23 protein-coding genes and 1 tRNA gene are annotated in these 23,274 nt (G+C 64.3%); 11 read left to right on the top strand and 13 right to left on the bottom strand.

The genetic code is table 11. The annotated features are described in order from the left end of the window. Window positions 1-5: 5 nt before the first annotated feature. Window positions 6-947, bottom strand: a complete 942-nt coding sequence (locus ADBZ9O_RS05500; protein WP_526529146.1) for a GDP-mannose 4,6-dehydratase — start codon at window positions 945-947, stop codon at window positions 6-8. A gap of 32 nt (window positions 948-979) precedes the next feature. On the opposite strand from ADBZ9O_RS05500, the gene ADBZ9O_RS05495 reads away from it, so the two are divergent. Beyond that, the gene (locus tag ADBZ9O_RS05495) at window positions 980-2,764 is read left to right on the top strand and encodes a hypothetical protein (RefSeq protein WP_526529144.1); all 1,785 of its coding nucleotides are present in this window, start codon (window positions 980-982) and stop codon (window positions 2,762-2,764) included. A 31-nt stretch (window positions 2,765-2,795) separates the two neighbouring features. Next, entirely contained in the window at window positions 2,796-3,176 is a 381-nt protein-coding gene (locus tag ADBZ9O_RS05490; protein WP_526529142.1) for a carboxymuconolactone decarboxylase family protein, read from the top strand. A 15-nt stretch (window positions 3,177-3,191) separates the two neighbouring features. On the opposite strand, the gene ADBZ9O_RS05485 is transcribed toward ADBZ9O_RS05490, so the two are convergent. Genes ADBZ9O_RS05485 through ADBZ9O_RS05475 form a run of 3 tightly spaced genes read right to left on the bottom strand, consistent with a single transcriptional unit; the run spans window position 3,192 to window position 6,105 of the window. Continuing rightward, window positions 3,192-4,211 carry a hypothetical protein gene (locus ADBZ9O_RS05485; protein ID WP_526529140.1) on the bottom strand — a complete coding sequence of 340 codons (1,020 nt, stop codon included), beginning with the start codon at window positions 4,209-4,211 and terminating at the stop codon, window positions 3,192-3,194. A 14-nt stretch (window positions 4,212-4,225) separates the two neighbouring features. Continuing rightward, complete coding sequence (locus ADBZ9O_RS05480; RefSeq protein ID WP_526529138.1) at window positions 4,226-5,542, bottom strand: Dyp-type peroxidase; 1,317 nt, start codon at window positions 5,540-5,542, stop codon at window positions 4,226-4,228. A 5-nt stretch (window positions 5,543-5,547) separates the two neighbouring features. Further along, on the bottom strand, window positions 5,548-6,105 hold the full coding sequence (locus ADBZ9O_RS05475; RefSeq protein WP_526529136.1) for a hypothetical protein: 558 nt from the start codon (window positions 6,103-6,105) through the stop codon (window positions 5,548-5,550). Between the two features lie 253 nt (window positions 6,106-6,358). On the opposite strand from ADBZ9O_RS05475, the gene ADBZ9O_RS05470 reads away from it, so the two are divergent. The 3 genes from ADBZ9O_RS05470 to ADBZ9O_RS05460 are packed head-to-tail and all read left to right on the top strand — an operon-like array spanning window position 6,359 to window position 7,373. Continuing rightward, entirely contained in the window at window positions 6,359-6,700 is a 342-nt protein-coding gene (locus tag ADBZ9O_RS05470; protein WP_526529134.1) for a hypothetical protein, read from the top strand. Between the two features lie 49 nt (window positions 6,701-6,749). Next, on the top strand, window positions 6,750-7,103 hold the full coding sequence (locus tag ADBZ9O_RS05465) for a hemophore-related protein (protein WP_526532861.1): 354 nt from the start codon (window positions 6,750-6,752) through the stop codon (window positions 7,101-7,103). 21 nt (window positions 7,104-7,124) lie between these two features. Beyond that, window positions 7,125-7,373, top strand: coding sequence for a hypothetical protein (locus ADBZ9O_RS05460; protein ID WP_526529132.1), 249 nt, complete (start codon window positions 7,125-7,127; stop codon window positions 7,371-7,373). 27 nt (window positions 7,374-7,400) lie between these two features. On the opposite strand, the gene ADBZ9O_RS05455 is transcribed toward ADBZ9O_RS05460, so the two are convergent. After that, window positions 7,401-8,069, bottom strand: a complete 669-nt coding sequence (locus ADBZ9O_RS05455) for a response regulator transcription factor (protein WP_526529130.1) — start codon at window positions 8,067-8,069, stop codon at window positions 7,401-7,403. A gap of 125 nt (window positions 8,070-8,194) precedes the next feature. On the opposite strand from ADBZ9O_RS05455, the gene ADBZ9O_RS05450 reads away from it, so the two are divergent. The 3 genes from ADBZ9O_RS05450 (at window position 8,195) to mbp1 (ending at window position 9,134) form a co-directional block, all read left to right on the top strand. Next, a complete protein-coding gene (locus tag ADBZ9O_RS05450) occupies window positions 8,195-8,350 on the top strand; it encodes a DUF6131 family protein (protein ID WP_526529128.1) in 156 nt (51 codons plus the stop codon). A gap of 92 nt (window positions 8,351-8,442) precedes the next feature. Next, window positions 8,443-8,826 carry an STAS domain-containing protein gene (locus ADBZ9O_RS05445; RefSeq protein WP_526529126.1) on the top strand — a complete coding sequence of 128 codons (384 nt, stop codon included), beginning with the start codon at window positions 8,443-8,445 and terminating at the stop codon, window positions 8,824-8,826. Between the two features lie 77 nt (window positions 8,827-8,903). After that, window positions 8,904-9,134, top strand: a complete 231-nt coding sequence (gene mbp1, locus ADBZ9O_RS05440) for a microaggregate-binding protein 1 (protein WP_526532859.1) — start codon at window positions 8,904-8,906, stop codon at window positions 9,132-9,134. A 75-nt stretch (window positions 9,135-9,209) separates the two neighbouring features. Here the strand turns inward: mbp1 and ADBZ9O_RS05435 are convergent, their stop codons facing one another. The 3 genes from ADBZ9O_RS05435 to ADBZ9O_RS05425 all read right to left on the bottom strand — a co-directional run bounded on the left by ADBZ9O_RS05435 (window position 9,210) and on the right by ADBZ9O_RS05425 (window position 11,288). After that, window positions 9,210-10,151 (bottom strand): acyl-ACP desaturase, encoded by a 942-nt coding sequence (locus ADBZ9O_RS05435; RefSeq protein ID WP_526532857.1) that lies wholly within the window; start codon window positions 10,149-10,151, stop codon window positions 9,210-9,212. Between the two features lie 106 nt (window positions 10,152-10,257). Further along, window positions 10,258-10,482: a hypothetical protein gene (locus ADBZ9O_RS05430; protein ID WP_526529124.1), complete on the bottom strand. Its 225-nt coding sequence runs from the start codon at window positions 10,480-10,482 to the stop codon at window positions 10,258-10,260. A gap of 440 nt (window positions 10,483-10,922) precedes the next feature. After that, the gene (locus tag ADBZ9O_RS05425) at window positions 10,923-11,288 is read right to left on the bottom strand and encodes a helix-turn-helix domain-containing protein (RefSeq protein WP_526529122.1); all 366 of its coding nucleotides are present in this window, start codon (window positions 11,286-11,288) and stop codon (window positions 10,923-10,925) included. A gap of 308 nt (window positions 11,289-11,596) precedes the next feature. Between ADBZ9O_RS05425 and ADBZ9O_RS05420 the strand changes: the two genes are divergently transcribed. Next, a complete protein-coding gene (locus tag ADBZ9O_RS05420; RefSeq protein WP_526529120.1) occupies window positions 11,597-13,513 on the top strand; it encodes a PGRS repeat-containing protein in 1,917 nt (638 codons plus the stop codon). A gap of 116 nt (window positions 13,514-13,629) precedes the next feature. On the opposite strand, the gene ADBZ9O_RS05415 is transcribed toward ADBZ9O_RS05420, so the two are convergent. Next, window positions 13,630-15,252 carry a GMC oxidoreductase gene (locus ADBZ9O_RS05415; RefSeq protein ID WP_526529117.1) on the bottom strand — a complete coding sequence of 541 codons (1,623 nt, stop codon included), beginning with the start codon at window positions 15,250-15,252 and terminating at the stop codon, window positions 13,630-13,632. Window positions 15,253-15,545: 293 nt separating this feature from the next. Between ADBZ9O_RS05415 and ADBZ9O_RS05410 the strand changes: the two genes are divergently transcribed. Then, window positions 15,546-16,748 carry an alkane 1-monooxygenase gene (locus tag ADBZ9O_RS05410; RefSeq protein WP_526529115.1) on the top strand — a complete coding sequence of 401 codons (1,203 nt, stop codon included), beginning with the start codon at window positions 15,546-15,548 and terminating at the stop codon, window positions 16,746-16,748. A 104-nt stretch (window positions 16,749-16,852) separates the two neighbouring features. Here ADBZ9O_RS05410 and ADBZ9O_RS05405 read toward each other — a convergent pair whose 3' ends face one another. The 3 genes from ADBZ9O_RS05405 to ADBZ9O_RS05395 all read right to left on the bottom strand — a co-directional run bounded on the left by ADBZ9O_RS05405 (window position 16,853) and on the right by ADBZ9O_RS05395 (window position 18,701). After that, window positions 16,853-17,269 (bottom strand): helix-turn-helix domain-containing protein, encoded by a 417-nt coding sequence (locus ADBZ9O_RS05405; protein WP_526529113.1) that lies wholly within the window; start codon window positions 17,267-17,269, stop codon window positions 16,853-16,855. A gap of 61 nt (window positions 17,270-17,330) precedes the next feature. Further along, window positions 17,331-17,406, bottom strand: a tRNA-Thr gene (locus ADBZ9O_RS05400). 86 nt (window positions 17,407-17,492) lie between these two features. Continuing rightward, window positions 17,493-18,701 carry a DNA polymerase III subunit delta' gene (locus ADBZ9O_RS05395; RefSeq protein ID WP_526529111.1) on the bottom strand — a complete coding sequence of 403 codons (1,209 nt, stop codon included), beginning with the start codon at window positions 18,699-18,701 and terminating at the stop codon, window positions 17,493-17,495. Window positions 18,702-18,794: 93 nt separating this feature from the next. Between ADBZ9O_RS05395 and ADBZ9O_RS05390 the strand changes: the two genes are divergently transcribed. Then, window positions 18,795-20,387, top strand: coding sequence for an adenylate/guanylate cyclase domain-containing protein (locus ADBZ9O_RS05390; RefSeq protein ID WP_526529109.1), 1,593 nt, complete (start codon window positions 18,795-18,797; stop codon window positions 20,385-20,387). A 12-nt stretch (window positions 20,388-20,399) separates the two neighbouring features. Here ADBZ9O_RS05390 and topA read toward each other — a convergent pair whose 3' ends face one another. Then, entirely contained in the window at window positions 20,400-23,234 is a 2,835-nt protein-coding gene (gene topA, locus ADBZ9O_RS05385; RefSeq protein WP_526529107.1) for a type I DNA topoisomerase, read from the bottom strand. Window positions 23,235-23,274 lie beyond the last annotated feature (40 nt).

Raw genomic sequence — 23,274 nt, 5'->3', positions numbered from 1 at the left:
TCCGCCTAGTTCTCCCGGTTCCTGAAGTACTCCACCGTGCGGCGGACACCTTCGTCGAGCCCCACCACCGGACGCCAGCCCAGCACTTCTTCGGCACGGCTGATGTCCAGGCAGGACCGTTTCAGGTCACCGAGGCGCGCCGGCTGGAATTCGGGGTCATCGGGGGCGCCGACGGCTGCGGCGACCGAGGTGTGCAGTTGCCGGTCGGAGGTCTCCACCCCGGTACCGGTGTTGAACCGCAGCCCGCCGCCGGCGGTGCCGGACGCCTTGACGAACGCATCGACCACGTCATCGACGAACACGTAATCGCGGGTGTTGCCGCCGTCGCCGAACACCTTGGTGGGCTTCCCGGAGAGCATCGCCTGGGCGAAGATGGCGACGACGCCGGCCTCCCCGTGCGGATCCTGGCGGGGCCCGTAGACGTTGGCCGGCGCGATATGCGAGCAGTCCAGCCCGTACAGGTTGCGGAACATATTGAGGTAGACCTCGCCGGCGACCTTGCCCGCCGCATACGGCGACGACGGGTCGGTGGGCACCTTTTCGCTGGTGGGGAACTCCTCCGGCGTGCCGTAGATCGACCCACCGGAGGACGTGTGCACGATCTTGCGGACCCCCGCGCGCCGCGCCGCGTCGGCGAGGCGGACGGTCCCGACGACGTTGACCGAGGCATCGAACTGCGGATCGGCGACCGAATGCCGCACGTCGATCTGAGCAGCCAGGTGAAACACCACCTCGGGGTGGTATTCATCGAGGATCGCGTTCAGGTCGGAGCTGACGATATCGGCTTCCACGAAGAAGAATTCCGGCTCATCGGCGAGGTGTTCAAGGTTGCCGGCCCGCCCGGAGGCGAAATTATCGAGTCCGACGACAGAATGCCCGTCGGCGAGTAGGCGATCGACCAGGGTCGATCCAATGAAGCCGGCTGCTCCGGTGACCAGTGCGCGCATTGCGCCAACGATACCGAGGGTATGAAAGACGCATGCTTGCCCGTCGATCCGTCAACGCCGTCGCTGGTGGCGCCTGCGCTCTGATCGCGGTCGCGCTGGTGGTCCGCGCGGTGCTGGCCTTCGGCGGCTACTTCTACTGGGATGACCTGATCCTGGTGGGCCGGGCGGGCACGCAGAACCTGCTGTCCGGGCAATATCTGTTCGACGATCACGACGGCCACGTGATGCCCGGCGCCTTCCTCGCCGCAGGCGCAATCACCCGGCTGTCACCGTTGAACTGGTGGGGGCCGGCGATCAGCCTGGTAGTGCTGCAGTTGGTGGCATCGCTGGCGCTATTGCGCACTCTGCGGGTGATCCTTGGGTGGCGCCCCGTGCTGCTGCTGCCGCTGACCTTCGCGTTGTTCACCCCATTGGGTGTTCCCGGTTTCTCGTGGTGGGCCGCCGCCTTGAATTCGCTGCCGATGGTGGCCGCGCTGGCGTGGGTGTGTGGTGATGCAATTCTGTTGGTGCGCAGCGGAAATCCCCGATATGCGATCACGGGCGTGCTGGTCTTCTTCGGGGGCCTGCTGTTCTTCGAGAAGGCCGCGGTCATCCCCTTCGTCGCGTTCGCCGTCGCAGCGCTGCTCGAATACGTCAGAGGTGAGCAGCAGCCGTTGCGGGTCGTGTGGAGGCGGGGTGTCCGGCTGTGGGTGGCGATGCTGGCGCTGACCGCCGCCTGGATCGTCCTGTACATCGTGGTCGTGGACCAGCAGCGGTGGAGTTCAGATCTACCGATGACATGGAACCTATTGCAGCGCTCGATCACTCACGGGATCGTGCCCGGGCTGGCCGGTGGCCCTTGGGAATGGCAGCGATGGGCGCCGGCATCGCCGTGGGCGACACCACCGCTGGCCGTGATGGTGCTTGGTTGGCTGACAGTGGCTGCCGCGGTGACACTGTCGCTGATCCGTAAACAACGGATAGGCGCGGTGTGGTGTGTCGCGGTCGGGTATGCGATCGCCTGCCAGGTGCCGATCTACCTGATGCGGTCGTCGAAATTCACCGCGCTGGAACTGGCCCAGACCCTGCGCTACCTGCCCGATCTGGTGGTAGTCCTGACACTGCTGGCCGCGGTCGCGTTCTGCGCGCCGAACCGGCCTAATGCACAGTGGCTGAACGCATCGGCGCGTCGAACGGCCATCACGTCAGCGGCCTCGGTGGCGTTTCTGGCCAGCAGTCTGTATTCGACGTCGACGTTCCTGATCAGTTGGCAGGACAATCCGACGAAGTCCTATCTGGACAACGCCCGGCTCGGCCTAGCCACGGCACAGTCCCGTTCCGACGCGCCGATGCTGGATCAGGAAGTCGACCCGCTGGTGCTGCAACGGGTGGCCTGGCCGGAGAACCTGACCAGCCATATGTTCGCCCTGCTGCGAGATCGTCCTGAATTCAGCACCAGCACAACAGAATTGCGCATGTTGGACATGTCGGGTCGGCTTGTCGATGCCAAGGTCACCTGGGTGCGCACCATGGCGCCCGGGCCGACACCGCAGTGCGGCTATCTGGTGCAGACCGAATTGCCGGTGCAGATTCCACTGGACGGGCCCCTACTGCCTGCGGAGTGGACCACCGAGATCAACTACCTGGCCAACAGCAACGGATCGATGACCCTGTCGCTCGACGAAGGCACCGAGGCGAAGGTACCGGTGCATCCAGGCCTCAATCGGGTGTTCGTGCGTCTTTCCGGTGCGGGTAAGACCATCACCGCACGTGCCGATACCGCGGCGCTTTCGGTATGCCTGGCCTCAGGCCCTGTGGGCTACGTCGCACCGGTGTGATCGGCGGCGATCCTGTGCGAAAGTAGTTCGTATGACTAACTTACGTGACCAGGGCGTTCAGGTGCTGCGGGAGATGTTGCCCGGCATGCTGCCCGACGACGTTCCCAACGACAAGGTCGACTTCGGCTCGGCAGGTTTCGCCGGCGAACTGATGGATATCGGCCTTGAGGGCATCTTCGGACGGCTGTGGACCCGCGACGGACTGGCCCGCCGGGACCGCAGCCTGGTCACCTTGGGGATCCTGATCGCACTGGGCGCCCAAGAAGAACTCGAATCACACTTTCGGATCGCCAAGCAGAACGGACTGACCGAGGACGAACTGGCCGAGGTGATCTACCACTCCAGCGGTTACGCCGGATTCCCGGCCGCAAACTCCGCGAAGGCGGCGGCGCTGAAGGGGTTGGGAAAGTAACCCGCTTCCCGGGGATCAGCCCATCGGCGCGTTGGCGAGGTTGTGCCACAGGTTTTTGAGGCTGTCGGTTCCGCCGAAGAGGGTAGTGAAGTGTGTGGAGTCGATCAGCACGATGTCACCGGAGCGCTGCGCCTTGGGTGGCAGCCAGATCAGCGCGTTGAAGGCGGTGTTTCCGGCGTCGGTGAAGGGGTGCGGTCGGTTCGGGTCGACACGTTGGCGGCCCAGAACCCGAAGCGATGCGCTGGCCGCGGCGGTGAGTTCGTAGTGCGGCAGGTGTGGGTGGAAGTTCAGCGTGGTGACGTTGTCCAGCAGGTGTAATGCGTCAAGGTCACGGAACGCGGCCAGCGGTGCTATCTCGGTGGTGCCATCGACGACGGCGGGCCGCAGTCCCCAGGTGTTGTGGACGGGTACCTCCAGCGCCTTCATCAACGATCGGGTGTATTGCCCAAACCGTTGCTGGCGTGGGACCAGGGGGTCACCATGATGGGCGTATTCGACTTGGCGTTGCGCGTAATCGTCGGTGAAGCCGACGTCGTGGTGTGGCGCCAACAGCAGGCAGGTGCCCTCGCGGTGCAGCCACGTCTGGATGGCCTCGATCTCCTGGGGTGCGGCTTCTTGTTCGGAGAGCAGATGATCGAGCCCGAACACCATCAGCGTGTCGGTGTCATCGAGGATGCGTTCGTCGATCGGCAGTCGGTACCCGGCCTGGTCGATGCGCTGAAAGACCGCCACGGGATGGCCTGTGGTGTCACCGGCCAATTGTTGGAAGGCCAATGTCGACCGATGGAACAACTCCAGCGTCCCTGCGATGCCCTGTAGAAAGTGCGCTTCGTCGTACTCGGGTATTTCGTAGCTGGGCCACAACGCATTCCGAACTTCGGTAATCGTCGAGAAGCGATTCTCCATTGTGGTGGCGCCGCGTTGAGCTTCCCATGGGTAGCTCCACGTCCAGTAGATGCTGATGCGCCGCTGACCGTTACGCTTGCGCGGGACGTGGCACTGGTTGTAGGTACGTGCCTGCGCTTTAGCGTTCATCGCACTGTCCCTTTCTAGGTCAGAGCAGCCAGGTAGCGGAGGGCGTTGATACCTGGCAGGAAAAAGTAGGCACCACCCTTGAGGGTGGTGAACGCCGGGAGCCCTTTGTGTACCGTGCGGATCGGCCGCTTGGGCACGGTGAAATCGAGTGTGCCGTCCTGGGTTCCGCAGATCGGATCGTGTTCGTTGCCGAGTTCGTGAAAGCTGCGATCGTTGATCCAGACGTTCTGGGCGAACTCGAACTGCCGCACCAGGCTGGCGCAGATGATGAATGCGGCGATGCCGCGGTCCACGCCGTCATCGGGCGCGTCGTCGGGAAGCGCTGGTCCGTAGGTAGCACCCCGTCGGATCATTCTGCGACGGTTCATATTGTGCGCGGTATCCCGAGGATTGAGGCGCCTCGCGTGGGAGCCCAGCGGGCATGCATACCCCTGCGGATCTTCATTTTTGTAATTGAAGTCGTTGTTGCGCAACGGATCGGCACCAAGCTCGGGATCGTCGCGGTCAGGTGCCAGTACCAAAGGCGCACCACTTTTCCAGCGGCCCATGAACTTCGCGGCGAGCAGCTCTTGGCCGTCGGGAGTCGGTGCTTTGTCCCGCAGATAGTCGCGGAACCGACCGACATGCTCTTGGAGTCTGCGGTAGGCCATGTAGCTGCCGTTGCGGGAGAGCACCTCCGGTTGCGGAAGGTTGACGGGCGGCCCCTCCTCATCCGGGTAGCCCAGAATGAACTCGCCCGGTTTGAGTGCCACGCCCGATCCTGGCGTCGGATCCTCACCGGATCCTTCGATCGCCGGCTGGGACAACCGGTCACGGAACCCGAAATGGTCGTGTGCGTAGTTGAACGGCGGGGTTGCATTCAGGTCAAGGACCGACAAACTCCGCACCCCTGGACAACGCGAGATCAGCTTGTCGTGCTCGGCGATACACCGCGCGTGTTCGGCGTCGTCACGGGCGAACAGGATGACGATGGCGTGCAGATCATCACCCGCCAGGCCACCGATCCAGTTGTCCGGATGCGCGCTGCCGGTATCCCCGAGGATGTCAGCGCGAGAAGCCATCCCCTCGCGAAACTCGTCCGGGAATGTCGCCAGCGAGACGTCCGGTACTCCCAACGCGCGCAACCCGTTCCAGGTAAACGCCACGGTGATCCACCGGTCTGTGCTATCCATCGACGCCAGCGCGGTCGAGGCCGAATCCACCCTGTCGATCAGTTCCGAGAGCCAGGCCCTCCCCCCGGCCGGGTCCTCGAAGGACAGGAACTCATAGCGCCCCGTCATCGCCGGGGTGCGGGTCAGCAGTATGTGCTGAATATCGTCGAACTCGAGCATCGCCGCTATTGCATCTGGTCGAGCATGGTCGAGAATGCGTCTTTGAGGCGCAACGCTTTCTTGATCTCATCAGCGGTGACGTAGGGGTATTCGCCGTATTCCAGGAAGCTCGGGCACTGGTGGTCGCGGACGAATGAGATGAACGCCTCCGGGTTGGTCTTCCAATCCTCTGGGAAGCCTTCAAGATTCGTGAATACGGTGGTGACCCCGGTGGCGCTGAACAACTTGATCGCGTCCTCGGTGTACTTGTCGAAATCGGTGTCGAAGATGCCCATGTACTGAAAGTGCAGCCCAGAGCCGATATCGAAAAGATTCCACCGCAAGTAGTGCAGCTTGAGAGGTGCCAACGCCTCGGGACTGGCCGCGATGGTTTCTTCGATCTGCTTACCGTAGGCCCGAACCGCTTCCTCGCGGCCTTCTTTGACCTTGGCGATAATCGAAAAGCCATAGCAGGCAGGTGTTCTGGGGTAGGTGGGCCCGTAGCGCCCCCGCTCAATCTCGAAGTACCCCTCCTTCGGGATGGCCATCGCCGCAGGCGTGCTCCACTGAGAATTCGACGACATTGCCCCTCCAGCTCGGTCGCAGGATGGGCCGAACATAACACCAGGATCGGATCCCCACGAGAAAATCGTCGCGAACGCAAAGACGTTGGGTAAGAGGACTATATGAATTCATCAAGGGTCAAATTTGCTACATCTCGCCCCACAGCCTAAGTCTGCAGAAGCCAAGAACTGATTTCCTACACACGCGTTATTTCTGGCCGTGGAAGAGTAATCTCGCGATCGTTCGGAGCCGATGTCGACGACGGGGGTCATCGTGAAAAGGCAATTGGTGTACCTGCTTCCGATACTGAGCGCGGCAAGCACCCTGGGAATCGTGGGGGCGCCCTCGGCGAGCGCCGACTGCAACTACAGCGGCGGAAGCACCCTGTGCTCCAGCACCGGAACCGTCCGCGGCGGTTCCGCACCTGCACCAACCTTCGACCCGTATCCGTGCAGTAATGCCGACCCGCTCTGCGCCTACTACGACGACTGGGACCCACAGATCTACATCGACTTGCCCCCCGTCAGACCCGGTGGTCCCGGTGGCCCCGGTGGTCCGGGGGTGGGCGGTGGCCCGATCATCGGCGGAGGCGGCGGCAGACCCGGTCGAGGCTAGCCAGCCCAGAACAGCAGTCCCCCTGAGGCAAAGGAATCAGACCATGACAATGATGTTCAGCGCTCCGCGGGCCCGACGTGTGATCTGCGGTGCGCTACTCGCCGGCGCCACGGCGCTGGCCATTGCCGCGCCCGCACTGGGCGACCCACCACCTAATTGCACCGCGGGTGATCGAGCGCAGGTCGCCGCAGGGGTGTCTGCCTCGATGAGCGTTTACCTCTTCACCCATCCGGACATCAACGCGTTCTTCACCGGGCTCAAAGGGCAACCGTTGGATCAAATTCGGCCCCGAGTGCAGGATTATCTCGAGGGCAACCCGCAGGCGAAGGCCGAGCTCCAAGCTATCCGCCAGCCCCTCAAGGACTTCCGTGAACGTTGCGGAATCGAGCCCGGTCAAACCTAGTCACTTGAGAGGACTGCACTCATGAGCACTCGCCGAACACTTGGTCGCCGCGTGGCGGCCGCAACGGCAGCCATCGCGCTCGCCGCCATGTGCGGACTTTCTGCCTGTTCCAAAGAGGAGAAGCCGGCACCGACCACTTCCACGACGACCACCACCACGGCGCCGTCCGCGACGCCAACGGAAAAGGGCCTCGAACCGGGCGGCGGCAACAAGTTCACCCCGACGGTCAAGGCGCCCACGCCGGCGACCGCGGTCCCAGGCGACAACTGAGCAGTTCGACTCGTCGCGGGAGAGCTCCTACGGGCCACCGCGCCAATGGTCGATGCGGTGATGATCGGGCGTAAAGCCATGCTCTACGCCCCAGAGCACCGCCTGGGTCCGGCTACCGACACCTATCTTGCGGTAGATCGTCCGGATGTAGGACTTGACGGTGTTGGGGCTCAGGTACGTCAGTGCGGCCACCTCGGCATTGCTCTTCCCCTGCGTGATCAGTGCCAGGATTTCCGACTCCCGGTCACTGAGCCCTTCACCGCGGCCGGGCCAGTCGAGCCCAACAGCAGTGCGGGTCCGCGGTGGCACATCGCTGATCACCGTGTCACCCGCATGTACCGCCTCTAGCGCGGCAACCAGATCCCGCGCGGGCAGCGTCTTGGAGAGATACCCGTGGGCACCCTGCTTTCGCGCGCTCTCGATCAGATCAGGATGAAAGTTCCACGTGTACACCACAACTCGGCGGGCCCGTGGATTGGCGACCAGGGTGGCGATCTCTTCGTGATCGGATTCCGGTTGGGCGAACGAGTCGTAGAGGACGATGTCGACATCGTCGACGACGCCTTTGTTCGCATCGATTTCGGCAACGATCACCCGGTCGCGGTACCTGTCGAACATATTCGCCACGCCGATCAGCACGACGTCGTAGTCGTCGACAAGTGCCACGGTGATCGGGGACTTTCGCTGTTCGGACACGGGGAGAACATTACCTCCCTAGGGGTGTACCGGCACCCCCCTTTGGGGTGGTGGAGTAGGCCTCAGCGTCGAGCACTCGCTCGGCCCAGGAAGCGCTAGTCGGCGCAGCTCAGAAAGGCCGCCTCATGATCGTCCTCGGACTCGTCCTCCTCATTGCCGGATTCGTACTCAAGATCTCGATCCTGTGGACCATCGGGATCATCCTGCTCGTCATTGGCGCCGTACTCGCGGTCATGGGCTCCACGGGCCGCGCAGTGGGCGGTCGGCGCCACTACTTCTGACCCTCCCCTTCTTGAACCGACGGCGGGGCGGTGTTCGCGGACGCCGCCCCGCCGTCCGTTCTCGAACTCCCCTGAGCGATTGCGAGGTCACCATGGCACACCATTCCATCGCATCCGAGCGCGTCACCGCGGCGTCCGATTGCACCGTCGAGCAGACCTGGTCCGGGCGTATTGCAGTGCTGTCGGTAGCCGGCGCCCTGGACATGTTGACCGCTGACACCCTGCAGGGCGCGGTCGACGCAGCACTTGGTGCCCAGCCGTCGGCGTTGATCGTCGACCTCACCGCCGTCGAATTCTTGGGCTCGGCCGGGATGAGCGTGCTCATCTCCACGAGCGACGCGACTGGTGTCGATCTCCCCTTCGCCGTCGTCGCCCATGGACCGGCCACTGCCAGGCCGCTCGCCCTGACCGGCATCACCGAGATCATCGCGGTGTACGCCACCCTCCCCGACGCGCTTCTCAGCACGCAGGAGTGACCGCGGCCACAGTCGGGTTTCGTTCTTCGGACGCACTGGGTATTAGCCCGGTCAACACCAACGACGGAAGGACGATCATGGGCGACAGTGGACCCGAAGAGGCAGTCAAGGGCGTAGTCGAGGACGTCAAGGGCAAGGCCAAAGAGGTCATCGGCATTGTCAGTGGTCAGGACGGTCTGCGTGAAGAGGGCCGCGCGCAGCAGGACAAGGCTGAGGCGCAGCGCGACGTGGCCAAGAAAGAGGCCGAAGCCGAGGCTTCACGGGCCGCGGAGAAGGCCGCCGAGGCGCGCCAGAAGGCTGCTGAGTAACTCACCCACCCAATCCGGCTCCGATTCCATCGGGGCCGGATTTGTCTGCGAACGAAAGCCGCCGCAGCGGCTGCGTCAGATCGGCTGCGGTACGTTTTTCCGCGCTTGACGGGCCAGGAGGCGGTCGCGTTGATCTTCGAATTTGACCACTTGAGATTCGAGTTTGGCCAGGTAAGCCACGAGTTGGTCGCGCCGTTGTTCACCCACCGAGGTGAAGTCGTCTCGTTCGAGGATGCGCCAGGCACGCAGGGTGGGGGTGACGACTTCGTCGAGATGTTGGCGCGGGCCATAGATGCCATGTTTGGCCATCAGCACACCGTTGCGGCGGAAGTTGGGCATGCCCTGGCCGGGCATCCGGAAGTTTTCCACAACAGCAGCGACGGCTTTCAGCGCCTGGTCGGGCGCTAGGTCAAGGGCCGCGCCGCACATGTTCCGATAGAAAATCATGTGCAGGTTCTCATCGGCAGCGACGCGCTGAAGTAACCGGTCGGCGACGGGTTCATTGCAGGCCTTGCCGGTATTGCGGTGGCTGATCCGGGTGGCGAGCTCTTGAAAAGAAACGTAGGCAAGGGACAGCAGGAAGTCCGTTTTGTGTTGTTCCTCCTCCGTCTCAGTCGCCCCAAATCCGTTGGTCATGTGTGCCATCCGGGCGCGCTCAAGCTCGACCGGATCGACACTGCGGGTGACGACAAGATAGTCACGCAGGGCGATGCTGTGCCGAGCCTCCTCGGCGGTCCAACGGCCCACCCACGTCCCCCATGCGCTGTCGAGGGTGAAGTGTTCTGCGGCTTCGCGGTGGTAAGAGGGCAGGTTGTCCTCGGTAAGGAGGTTGGTGATCATCGCCGCCTTGGCGACCTCACTCAGCTGCGATTGTTCTTCAGACCAATCGACACCACCCATTGCCGCGAAGTTGCGGCCAAGATCCCACGGCACGTAATCATGCGGATGCCACTCGGTGGCCACGGCCAAATGCCGGTTGATGCCATCCTCGGCTGCCGGCTCGAGCTCCTTGAGCATTTCCGCGTCGGTCAAGTCGCGCAACCTCACACCTCACCCTCGTTTTGGACCCGCCCGAGGCAGGTGGTCGGTGTTACGGAGAACGGCCGGCCGAGAAGTCGGCAACCTAAATTCGCTTCCCGTGCTGGCTTTCGGTACTGCAGGTCGGCTCGGCGACGGCGGCGACGGTGTCGATGATCTCTCGCGTCGCGGTGCACATCGCGGCGATCTCCGCGCCGTGGACGACGTAGACGCGGTCACCTTTGCCGCTGAGTAGAAGTTTCGTAACAGACCCGCCGATGGCGACGGTTGCCGGTGACTGTACAGGTGCGGGGATCAACGATATTGACACGCGCACTTATCGCTGTGTCATATAGGCGACGAAATCGATTGCGCCGCCGGGGCTGACAGTCATACCGCGAATGGGCGCAGTCAAGGTACCCGAGCCGGTGATCGGGTGCTCGCTGGTATCGATCGTTCCAGCTCAGCGCCGAGGTGGCCGGCCCGGGGCGGGGTCGCAGAACCGAATATCGTTGCGGCTGAGGGTGATCGGACCAGCGGACGATATGCGTGGGTGCGCGGTTCATCGTGGCGATGGCATCTGCACTCTGTCGATCGCCGCGGCCTGCGCGCCCGCGCCAGCCGTGCGTGCGACGTTCGTCCCGGTGCGGTCCAGCCCAGGAACCCACCGTTCCCATCACCAATAACTCGTCGATTTGTGTGACGCGTGTCGCAGCTGGAGTTCGGGTTACCGGCCGACCCCGAAATCCGAGCTGGCCGTAACGCGTCGATCTACGCGCTGGTGATTTGCCCGGCGACGTCCATACGGCCCCATTGCGGATCAGCCGCCCGGCCACCCCGGCGGCTGAGTGGAGTTCCGGTAACTGCGCGATTTCGAAGTTCGCTCAGCAATGAGTCAACCGACGCGCCGCGGAGATCGCCTGTCAGTGTCGTAAGTTCAACCACCCCCAGCTCGTCGCTATATAAGTAGCCGGCAGCAACCAGGGCCTCGACCGGCGATCGCGCGTAAGCCCTGGCGAGGGCAACCACAGCTTCGGCTCGCGGGGTAGTTCCGCGTTGCCACCGCGAGATGCTGGACTGATCGATGCCGGTAGCAGCGGCGATGGCTTTCTGCGAGACATTGCCGGTCACCGTCACGACGTACTGCCACCATGATGTCAGTTCCCCGCGGTCGGAGTCTTGTGCCGTGTCCACTGACGTTGGCATGACAAACCCATTTTCCGTCGTTGCGGTTTGACCGACCCTGGTCCAACGAACCAGCCGAGAGTAGCGATATTTCGAACTGATTGCACGCACACACGAATGCGCGTATGTTTACATGCATACACACTTGGCTGATAGCAAAGGGGAACGCTTCGCTACAGGAGCGGCAGCCGGCGGTGTGGATCACCTAGACAAGCCCAATGATGCAGTCGGCTCATCTGAGCCAAAATAAGGAGCTCAAAATGAAAAATTCCGCCTACCCCTTTGCCGCAGGAATTGCCCTCGCCGGCGCCGGGGCTGCGTTGGCGTTCGGTGCTGGCACAGCATCAGCCGCACCTGCAGTGAGTCCGTCATTGTCGCCGGTCAGCAGCGCGTGCGCACTGCTACCCAGTGGATGTGGCACTACGAGCAGCCTGATCGGTGACAGCTTCGCTATTACGCAGAACGTGCCGACGCCGAACGCTCTGGCAGCGGTGTTCGCCGCTCCTGCCGGTCAGCCGTTCTACGGCCTGATCGGCATCGCCGGTCAAATCCCCATCGTCAACATTTTCATCGCCAACGGCGTCGACGGCGCGGACGGTACCGGCGCGAACGGCGGTAACGCCGGCCTGCTGATCGGCTACGGCGGCGCAGGCGGGTCAGGCCTGGACGGCGTTGCCGGCGGCAACGGCGGTACCGCTGGACTGTTCATCGGCAATGGTGGCGCAGGCGGCACCGGTGGTGCCGGTGCAGTCGGTGGTAACGGTGGAGACTCCGGCCTGCTGGCACACTTCGCCAGCGGCGGTGCCGGTGGCACGGGCGGACTCGGTGCAGCGGGTGGTAACGGTGGAAACTCCGGCCTCCTGGCGCACTTCAGCACCGGCGGCGCCGGCGGCACGGGCGGGATCGGCGGGGCAGGCGGCAATGGTGGAAGCGCTGGCTCGCTGGCGATATTCGGTAGCGGCGGCGCCGGCGGTGTCGGTGGTGCCGGACTGGCTGGCACAGCAGGCACCTCAGGCGGAGCAGCGGCTGCAAACGGTACAACAGGCGCCGACGGCACTGAAGTCGGCGGCGACGGCGCTGACGGGGTGAACCCGACACCCTCCGGCGATCCGGGCACTGCCGGCGCAGCAGGTGTGGCGGGGGTCGCCACGGGCGGCAACGGAGTAGCCGGCGGCGCGGGTAACCCGGGTGGCGCAGGCGGGGCGGGCGGCACGGCAGCCGCCGTAGGCGCTCCGCTGGTCACCGGCGGTGCCGGTGCTGCAGGCGGTGCCGGTACCCCGGGTGCAGACGGAGGCGTCGGCGGAGCCGGTGGTTCTGCTGCGACAACCGGTGCCGGCAATACCGCCATCGGTGGTGCCGGTGCGGTCGGCGGCGCGGGCGGAACCGGTACCACGACCGGCGGCGCCGGTGGTGCCGGCGGCACGGCAGTCTCGACTGGTGGAGTAGCTATCGGCGGGGCCGGCGCAGCCGGCGGCAGTGGCGGAATCGGCGCGTCCGGCGAACAGGGCGGCACCGGTGAAGCGGGCGGAGCGGGCGGAGCCGGCACCAACGGCACCACGGCTGGTACAGCGGGCACTGCTGGCGGACCTGCGGGTGCCGGTGGTAACGGTGGCACCGGCGGAATCTTCGGTGGCGGCGGCGCAGCTGGTAACGGCGGTGCGGGCGGAACCGGTGGGACCGGCGGCAACGGCCAGGCCGGCGGCAACGGCGGAACCGGCGGAACCGGTGCGGCGGGCGGAACCGGCGGTGCGGGCGCTGACGGTGGCAACGGAGGAGTCGGCGGCGCAGGTGGCTCCGCCGCAGGCGGTGGCGGCGTACTGGGCGTCGGCGGCCTCGGTGGCGCAGGCGGATCCGGCGCTACAGGTGGCGCAGGTGGCGCTGGCGGAACTGGCGGCGCAGGTGGCACAGGTGGCGCTGGCGGAACCGGCGCTGCGGGCGGCGCGGCAGGCGCAGGCGGAACCGGCGGGGCCAGCGGTAAGGCAGGTAGCGGCGGGTTCCTCGGCGGTACCGGCAAGGCCGGCACCGCGGGAAGCACCGGTACGGCCGGTAAGGCCGGCAGCACCGGTGCCACCGGAACCACGGGTGCCACCGGAGCGACCGGTGGCACGGGTGGCACGGGAGCCAGCGGCGCCGGCGGGACCGCAGGCGCGAACGGCGCCAATGGCACCTCGTCCTAGGTAAATAGGCAGGGCCCCTACGAGGGGGACACCGGGGGCGTCGGCAATGCCGACGCCCCCGGTGTCATGTCACAGCTGCCTTGTCAGAACGTCTCGATGAAGGCCGAGCACGTGGGCTAGGTGCGTCCTTGCAGGACGCCTTCGATGTTCCGTTCAGCGAGTGCGGTGATCGTCATAAAGGGGTTGCAGCCGATATGGCCAGGGATCAGCGAAGCATCGTTGACGAACAGCTGGTCATATCCCTTCACCCGGCCGTAGCCGTCAGTGGCCTTACCCCGTACACAGCCACCCAATGGGTGAACGGTGTTCGGCGCAAACACTTTTCCCTCAAAGATATCGTCGCGGTATTCCACGCCGTTGACCCCGGTCACCTTGTCGAAGACGAGTTTCGCCCGCTCCTGCAGATGATCGGTATAAGCCTCAGGCCAGTCGATGGCGACAGTATCGGCGCCCCGGTCATAGGTGATATCGGCTCGGTCACCGGTCTTGACCATGACGTAGTAGCCCAAAGCGAACGTTTCAATCGGCAACGGGATCGAGAACACACTGGCGTACACCGGGTTGTCCGGATCCTCGCGGCCGTCGATATTGATCATCCCCAGCAGGGACTGCTGGGTTCCCGCTGGGTCGGTTTCCTTGAGCCGGTGAGAAACCATGATGTCCCCGTTGTTGCCGTAGCCGCGGCCGACCTCGTCGCTCAGATCTGGTAGCGCTCCCGTCTCGCGGGCTCGCAACAATATCTCGGTGGTTCCCAGCACTCCGGCATTGAGATGCAATTGATCGCAACCGATTTCATCCCGTGCGACCTCTTGGCCCCACCGGTCGATCTCCCGCACCGACACCACGTACTCCCCGGAGCTTTCCCGCCGGATGCCCGTCACCTCGGTGAGCGCGCGGATCTTGACACGGCCGGTGGCCAGCGCGGCGGCGATATAGGTTTGGTCGACACTGCCGAAGCGGCCGTAGTTGTTTCCATACTGCTGCTCAAAGTCCAGTGCCGAGCGCGGAACCTGGCCCGCCTCTTCCTGTTTCATGTAGTCGAACGAATATGCACTACCGTTGTAGTCGACGGGATATCCCGCCGCCGCCGCGTATTGACGACCCACCCGCGCATACTGGTAAAACGGTGTCTGCTCGAACCAATCCATATCGCGGTAGTTGATCCGCAGCATGTTCTTGGCCCGGTCGATGTAGGTGCCGAGGAACTGTTGGGCGTCGATATCGGGGAAAGCCTCCCCGACCTGGCTCACCGTCGGTATCGCGGCGATGGCCGCATTGACCAAAGACCCTCCGCCGACACCGATTCCGCGATAGACCTGATGGGCGCCGTGGGTGACCTTCTGACAGACTCCCGCTTGTACAGGTTGTGGCGACGGAGCGTTTCTGGCCACATCGGCCACTGAAATGCCTTGATACGACGGCACCAAGCTCGGCGGGACATCGGAGAACCAACCCGCCCTGGTGTCGGCGGGCAGCATCCGAGAGAACCTCTTACCGTCGCTGTCGGGGCTGTTCCAAAATCGCCCCTTCTCCAGAACCAGCGTGTCCACGCCGGCCTGCGCGAGTCGCAGGGCCGACACACCGCCGCCATAGCCGCTGCCGACCACAATCGCGTCGTAATGCGCCCGGTTATCGGGGCGGTCACGTCGCGATCCCAGATCGGCGCACCCGACACCGATCGCTCCCACGGCGATTCCGGCAGCGGCACCCAAAAAGCGCCTCCGAGAGTGGGTCGACATGCAGGCAGACTCCTTGCCGCTATCCACAGATTCGCCGAAAGCGTCCGCGAAAAGTTGGGGAAAGCGAAGGTAATCAGGTTAGCTGGTCGACAGCCGAGGTGGAAGCGTGGCCGGTGAACTAGTTTTCCGGCCTGATAATAAGAACTTTCCTTGCCATGCTTCATCTAGTGGGCATATGCGTCAATAACTGTTATATTGCGTTAATACATTCAGCGGTAAAATTGGTCGGCGGAGCCCTCAGCAACATTTGCTAAGGAATGCCTGACTGCGTCGTCAGCAAGGTGGGCAGAACTATGGCATCCCTAATGCCATCCGATCCGCAGCTGGACGACGATCACCACCTAGCCGCCCGTCGCAGCTGGAGCCACCTCAAGCGATATCTATGGCTATTCGGCGCCATCGTCCCTGGGCTTGCCGGTCTGGCATGGCTGTCGGTATCGGCAACCGGACTCGCGGCATTCTGGTGGTCTGGACCAGTCTTGACCCTAGGCATTCTGCCGCTGCTCGATCGACTGGTCGGTCAGGACACGGACAATCCGTCAGATAGTGCGTTGACATGGCTCAAGGACGATGCCTTCTATCGCTGGGTGACCTATCTGTACCTGCCCGGGCAGTACCTCTCACTGGCGTTCGCATGCTGGCTGTGGAGTGGCGGTGGTTGGCTCACAATGACTTTCATCGATCAGCTCGGGCTGATGGTCACAGTCGGGATGGTCGGCGGCATCGCGATCAACGCCGCGCACGAGTTGGGTCACCGCCGGACCAGGTTGGAGAGGCGGCTGAGCAAGCTGGCGCTTGCCCAGACCGGATACGGACACTTCTTCGTCGAACACAACCGAGGGCACCACACGCGGGTCGCCACGCCTGAGGACGCCGCAAGCGCGCTCTACGGGGAGAGCCTTTACCGCTTCATCCCCAGATCGGCAGTGGGAGGCCTGCGCTCGGCCTGGCGCATCGAAAGTAAACGCCTCGCACATATCGGACGACGGCGCCTGAGCCTGAGTAATGACATTCTCAGTGCCTGGCTGTTGACCATCGTTGTGTTCGCCGTCTTGGTGGCGTGGTTTGGCACAGGCGTGCTGCCCTGGCTGGTGGGGCAGGCGATTGTGGGTTTTTGCCTACTCGAGACCGTCAATTACCTTGAGCATTACGGACTTCGGCGCCAAAAGCTGCCCGACGGACGTTACGAACGTGTCAATCCCACACATAGTTGGAACAGCAATACCATCGTCATGAACATCTTCTTGTTCCATCTTCAGCGGCATTCGGATCATCATGCGAACCCGCAGCGCCGGTACCAGTCGTTGCGCGATGCCGGCGAAGCACCTCAACTCCCCGCGGGGTACGGGACGATGATGGTGCTGGCCATGATTCCACCGCTCTGGCGCCGGGTCATGGACCACCGTGTCATCGAACACTACGGCGGTGATATCGCCTTGGCCGCGTTAGCCCCTCGCGCGATCTCGAGCAATGGCCGCGCCAAAAGCACTCTCTAAGAAACTCTTTCGAGACGAGGCGGGCCGACATGAGTGATCCGGACACCCACAACGTGCGGCTGGACCTGTTGCAGCTGATGTCCCGGGTTCGGCCCGAAGACCTATCAGCTGGGGAGATCGCGGCGTTGCTCGTCATCCTCAGGTTGGCCCACGCCCGGGTTATCGGAGGACCAGCCAACCGGCCAGGACTGAGCGTCGGAGATCTTCGCGGTGAGCACCCGGCGCCGAATCTCACTTAACAACGAATCGATCGACACTGTGGTCAGGTCACCGGTGAGTGTGGTCAGCTCCACCACGCCTACTTCACTGCTGGACAGATAACCCGCGGCGACGAGGGCCTCCACCGGCGACCGACCGTAGGCCCGGGCAAGCGCAACCACTGCTTCTGCGCGTGGGGAATTAGCACCACGTTGCCAGCGGGAGATGCTGGATTGATCGATCCCCGTCGCGGTGGCGATGTCTTTCTGGGGTGCATTGCCGGTCACGGTGACGACATATCGCCACCACGTCACTTCGGCCACTCGGACAGGATATTCCATCACCGCCGGCCAGGGGGCCGCCAATAGACGCTGAACAGCTAAATGGAGCCGCCCAGGGGAATCGAACCCCTGACCTTCTCATTACGAGTGAGATGCTCTACCGACTGAGCTAGGGCGGCGTGCCCGGTTACATCAACGCTCTTCGCGCAAGCGCTCATCGACCAGGCGGGACGAGTCTACGGCAGGCCGACCGACCCGCCCAAACTCAGTCCAGCAAGGCCTGGCCCATAGTGGCGACCATCGCGTCGACGGCAAATTTCGGCTTGACGTTGGTCGCCAGAGCGTCACGGCATTCCAGCACCGCCTCGATACAGCGCAACAACTTCTCCGGTGACGCATGGGCCGCCATCGCAGCGACCCGCTCGGACATATCCGGGTGGTTCGGGGCGACGGAATCAGCACCCGAGGCGACGAACAGCGCATCGCGGAAGTAGGTGGCCAGATCGATCAGAGCGCGGTCAAGGGCATCACGCGACGCCCTGGTCTGTCGCGACTTCTGGCGTTTCTCAAGATCTTTGATCGCTCCGGCGGCACCGCGCATGGTTCCGGCGGTGCCCTTGCCGGTGCCACCGGCACCGAGGGCGGTCCGCAGTTCCTCGGCCTCGGATTCGTTGCGGCCCTCGGTCAGCGCCTTCGCCTCGACATCAGCGGCGGCGACCAGTTCCTCGGCGGCGGCGTAGGCGCGTGACGGGGTGGCTGCGTCCCGTGCCAGACTCAGCGCCCGTTTCCGGCGGTCCCTGGCCTCGGAATCGGTGGCCAGCCGGCGGGCCCTACCGACATGTCCGCCGCTGACCGACGCCGCCCAGTGGGCCTCGTCGGGGCTCAGCCCATCCGATTCGATCAGTACCTGAGCGATCGCGTCCGCGCCCGGTGTCACCAAGGCGACGTGCCGACACCGGGACCGCAACGTGACCGAGATGTCTTCTGGATCCACCGACGGGGCACACAACAGGAACACCGTCGACGGTGGCGGTTCCTCGACCACCTTGAGCAGTGCGTTGGCCGCGCCTTCGGTCAGCCGGTCGGCATCCTCGACGACCACGACCTGCCAACGTCCCGTACTGGGGCGTCGGGATGCGATCTGCACGATGGCGCGCATCTCGTCGACGCCGATGGACAGCCCCTCGGGGATGATCCTGCGCACATCGGCATGGGTGCCTGCCATCGTCGTGGTGCACGATCGGCACTGGCCGCACCCAGGAACGCCGTCAGACGTGCATTGCAGGGCCGCAGCAAAGCACAGGGCCGCAACCGAGCGGCCCGAACCGGGCGGACCCGTCACCAGCCACGCATGTGTCATGGATCCGGAAGTGACGCCACTATGAGCCTCATCACCGCGCGCAGCAGTGGCAGCCGCCACCAATTGCGCCTCGACGGCGTGTTGGCCCACCAAGCGCGCGAAAACCCCTGACATCACCGCAAGACTAGTGGTCAGCGGTGACACTGCCGGTCACCAGCTGTCCGCGAAGATTCAGTTTGGCGCGCACCGACCGATACGGTTAGCGATGTGAACACCGCGGCGGCACCAAGGGGGCGAATCAACGGATTCGTCCGCTGGATCGTCCGCACGCCGTGGCCGGTGTTCAGCCTGGGCATGTTGCAGGCCGACATCATCGGTGCACTGTTCGTCCTCGGCTTCCTGCGATTCGGCCTTCCCCCGGAAGACCGGATCCAGCTCCAGGACCTGCCGACGCTCAACCTGACCATCTTCGTCGCGGTGTTGGGGGTCTCCTTCGCGATCGGTTCGCTGATCAGCCTGCGGCTACTGGTCCCGGTACTGCGCTGGCAGCGCCGGGACAGCCTGTTGACCGACTCGGACGCCCAATCAGACGAAGCGACCGCGTTGGCGCGCACCAGGGCTCTTCGGATGCCGATCTACCGCACGGCAATCAGCCTGGTCAACTGGTGCATCGGCGGCGCTGTCTTCATCATCGCCAGCTGGTCGATGGCCAGTCACATCGCGCCTGTGCTGGCGATCGCGACAGGCCTGGGCGCCACTGCGACCGCGATCATCGGCTACCTGCAGTCCGAGCGGGTGCTGCGGCCGGTCGCCGTCGCGGCGCTGCGCGGCGGGGTGCCCGAGAATTTCCGCGCACCCGGTGTCATCCTGCGCCAGGTCCTGACCTGGGTATTGAGCACCGGGGTTCCCCTGCTGGCGATCGTGTTGTCGGTGGGCGCGGGCAAGCTGTCGCTGTTCCAGACCAACTCCGATAAGACGCTGACGCCGATCCTGCTGATGGCTCTGGCCGCGCTGGCGATCGGGTTGGCGGGCACTGTCCTGGTCGCCATGTCGATCGCCGACCCGCTGCGGCAGCTGAGGTGGGCACTCGGTGAGGTTCAGCGCGGTAACTACAACGCGCATATGCAGATCTACGACGCCAGCGAACTGGGCCTGCTGCAGGCCGGTTTCAACGACATGGTCCGCGAGTTGTCCGAACGGCAGCGACTGCGCGACCTGTTCGGACGCTACGTCGGTGAAGATGTCGCCCGTCGCGCCCTGGAGCGCGGTACCGAGCTCGGCGGCCAGGAACGTGATGTCGCCGTGCTGTTTGTCGACCTGGTCGGTTCCACCCACTTGGCCGCGACCCGCGATCCCGCCGAGGTGGTCGTGTTGCTCAACGAATTCTTCCGGGTGGTCGTCGACACCGTGGCCCGCCACGGCGGGTTCGTGAACAAATTCCAGGGTGACGCCGCGCTGTGCGTCTTCGGCGCGCCCATCGAACATCCCGACGGTGCCGGGGCCGCGCTGGCCGCCGCCCGCGAGTTGCATGACGAGCTGGTCACCGTCCTCGGTGGTACCGAGTTCGGAATCGGGGTATCCGCCGGCCGGGCGATCGCCGGGCATATCGGGGCGCAGGCCCGCTTCGAGTACACCGTCATCGGCGACCCGGTCAACGAGGCCGCCAGGCTCACCGAACTGGCCAAACTGGAGAACGGCCACGTCTTGGCATCGGCCAATGCTGTCAGCGGTGCGCTGGACTCCGAGGCGCTGTGCTGGAACGTCGGCGAGATCGTCAACCTGCGTGGCCGAATTGCACCCACCCAGCTGGCGCGGCCGATGAAACTGGCTGTGCCCAGCGAGTATTCGCGCCAAACCTAGCTGCTGGCTAGATCAGGCCTTCTTCGCCGGTGCCTTTTTGGCCGGTGCCTTTTTGGCGGCGGCCTTCTTGGCTGGTGCTTTCCGCGCGGTCTTCTTCGCGGGGCCACGGGCCCGGCGGTCGGCGAGCAGCTCGGACGCCCTGGCATCGCTGATCGACAGCACGTCATCACCCTTGCGCAGACTGGCGTTGGTCTCACCGTCGGTGACGTACGGACCGAACCGGCCGTCCTTGATCACCATCGGCTTCTCGGAGACCGGATCGGTGCCGAGCTCACGCAGCGGTGGCGCCGAAGCACCCTGTCCACCACGGCGTTTCGGCTCCGAGTAAATCTTCAGCGCCTCATCGAGATCGATGGTGAACATCTGGTCTTCGTTCGCCAGTGAGCGAGAGTCGGTGCCGCGCTTCAAATACGGGCCGTAACGGCCGTTCTGCGCGGTGATCTCCTCACCTCCTGCCGGATCGACGCCGACGACGCGCGGCAGCGACAGCAGCTTGAGCGCATCCTCGAGGGTGACCGTCTCCAGATCCATGCTGCGCAGCAGCGAACCCGTCCGCGGCTTGGGTCCCGGCGGTGGCTTCTTGGCTTTCTTAGCCGGCGCCGCACCCGGATCCTCCGGCGGCACCTCAGCTTCAGCGGGGGCCGGCAGCACCTCGGTGACGTACGGGCCGTAGCGGCCATCCTTGGCCACAATCTCGTGACCGGACTCCGGGTCGATGCCCAGCGAGCGGCCCTCTTGCGGTGTGGAGAAGAGCTTTTCGGCCAGCTCCAGCGTCAGCTCGTCGGGGGTGAGCTCATCGTTGAGGTTGGCCCGTTGCGGCTTGAGTTCACCGTCGGGCGAGTCAGGATCGGCAATCATCCGCTCCAGGTACGGACCATTGCGGCCGACCCTGACGTTGATGGCACGCCCCTCGGCGTCGTCAAAGAGTTTGATGGAGTTGACCAACCTGGCGTCGATCTCTTCCAGGTTGCCGCCGACCAGCTTCTTCAAGCCGCCGGCACGCGCGATCGAACCCTCGACACCGTGTTCGCCGCCAAAGTAGAAGTTGTTGAGCCAGTTGGTCCTTCGCTCGTGACCCGAGGCGATCTCGTCGAGCTCGTCTTCCATGGCGGCGGTGAAGTCGTAGTCGACCAGACGACCGAAATGTTGCTCGAGCAGGCCGATCACCGCGAACGCGACCCAGGACGGCACCAGGGCGCTGCCCTTTTTGTGCACGTAGCCGCGGTCCTGGATGGTTTTGATGATCGACGAATATGTCGACGGGCGGCCGATCCCCAGCTCTTCGAGCGTCTTGATCAGCGATGCCTCGGTGAATCGGGCAGGAGGGTTGGTCGAATGCCCGTCGGGGGTGAGCTGATCGGCGGTGACCCGCTGACCCTTGGTGAGCTGCGGCAGCCGGCTCTCGGCGTCGTCGGCCTCGCCACCGGCCTGGTCGTCGACAGTCTCCACGTAGGCCTTGAGGAAGCCGGCGAAGGTGAGCGTGCGCCCGCTGGCACTGAACACGACCGACCGACCATCGGCCGAGTCGCCGCCGATCCGCAGGCTCAAGGTGGTGCCGCGCGCGTCGGCCATCTGCGAGGCCACGGTGCGCTGCCAGATCAACTCATAGAGCCGGAATTCGTCGTTTTCCAGCTCACGGCGCACACCGTCGGGGGTAGCGAACACCTCACCGGCCGGCCTGATGGCCTCGTGCGCCTCCTGAGCGTTCTTCACCTTGCGGGTGTACTGGCGGGGCGACGGGTGGACATACTCCTCGCCATAGAGCTGACGGGCCTGGTTACGGGCCGCATCGATAGCCGTCTGCGACAGCGTCGTCGAGTCGGTACGCATGTAAGTGATGTAGCCGTTCTCATACAACCGCTGCGCGACGCTCATCGTGCGCTCGGAGGTGAAGCGCAGCTTGCGGCCCGCCTCCTGCTGCAGCGTCGAGGTCATGAACGGCGCATACGGCTTGCGGGTGTAGGGCTTCTCCTCGACCGATGCCACCGTCAAGGTTGCCCCGCGCAGGCCGGTGACCAGGGCACCAGCGCTGGATTCGTCGAGCACCACTACCTCGGCGGGCTTGCGGACCGCGCCAAGAGAATCGAAATCGCGACCGGTCGCCACCCGCAATCCGTCAACGGATACCAACCGGGCAGAGAACACCGGTGGCTGCGCGTTGGGGTCGGAGACACTGGCGTCGAGCTGAGCCGCGATATCCCAGTAGCCGGCACTGCGGAACGCCATCCGCTCGCGTTCACGCTGGACGATGACGCGGGTGGCCACCGACTGCACGCGGCCCGCCGAGAGCTTGGGCGCGACTTTCTTCCACAGCACCGGGCTGACTTCGTAACCGTAGAGCCGGTCCAGGATGCGCCGGGTTTCCTGTGCGTCTACCAGGTCGATGTCCAGGTCACGAGGGTCGTCAGCGGCGGCCCGGATAGCCGATTCGGTGATCTCGTGGAACACCATCCGCTTGACCGGGATGCGCGGTTTGAGGGTTTCCAGCAGGTGCCAGGCGATGGCCTCGCCCTCGCGGTCACCGTCTGTGGCCAGATAGAGCTCGTCGACGTCTTTGAGCAGGCTCTTGAGTTCGGCGACCGTGGCCTTTTTATCCGGGCTGATGATGTAGAGCGGCTCGAAGTCGGCGTCGACGTTCACACCGAGGCGGGCCCAGGGTTCGGACTTGTACTTGGCCGGGACGTCAGCAGCGGCCCTCGGCAGGTCCCTGATGTGGCCGCGAGACGACTCGACAATGTAGTTGGCGCCGAGATACTGAGCGATTTTGCGCGCTTTGGTAGGCGACTCGACGATCACCAGACGTCGAGTCACCCCGTTGCTATTGCCGCGTGGGCCATCATCAGCCAACTCCGCTTACGCTCCAACCACTACTTTTGTCATGCTTTAA

This window comes from Mycobacterium sp. (assembly GCF_965229105.1).
Lineage (GTDB): Bacteria > Actinomycetota > Actinomycetes > Mycobacteriales > Mycobacteriaceae > Mycobacterium.
The sequence above is the reverse complement of the archived record's forward strand: the minus strand, read 5'-3'. Positions and strand labels throughout refer to the sequence as shown.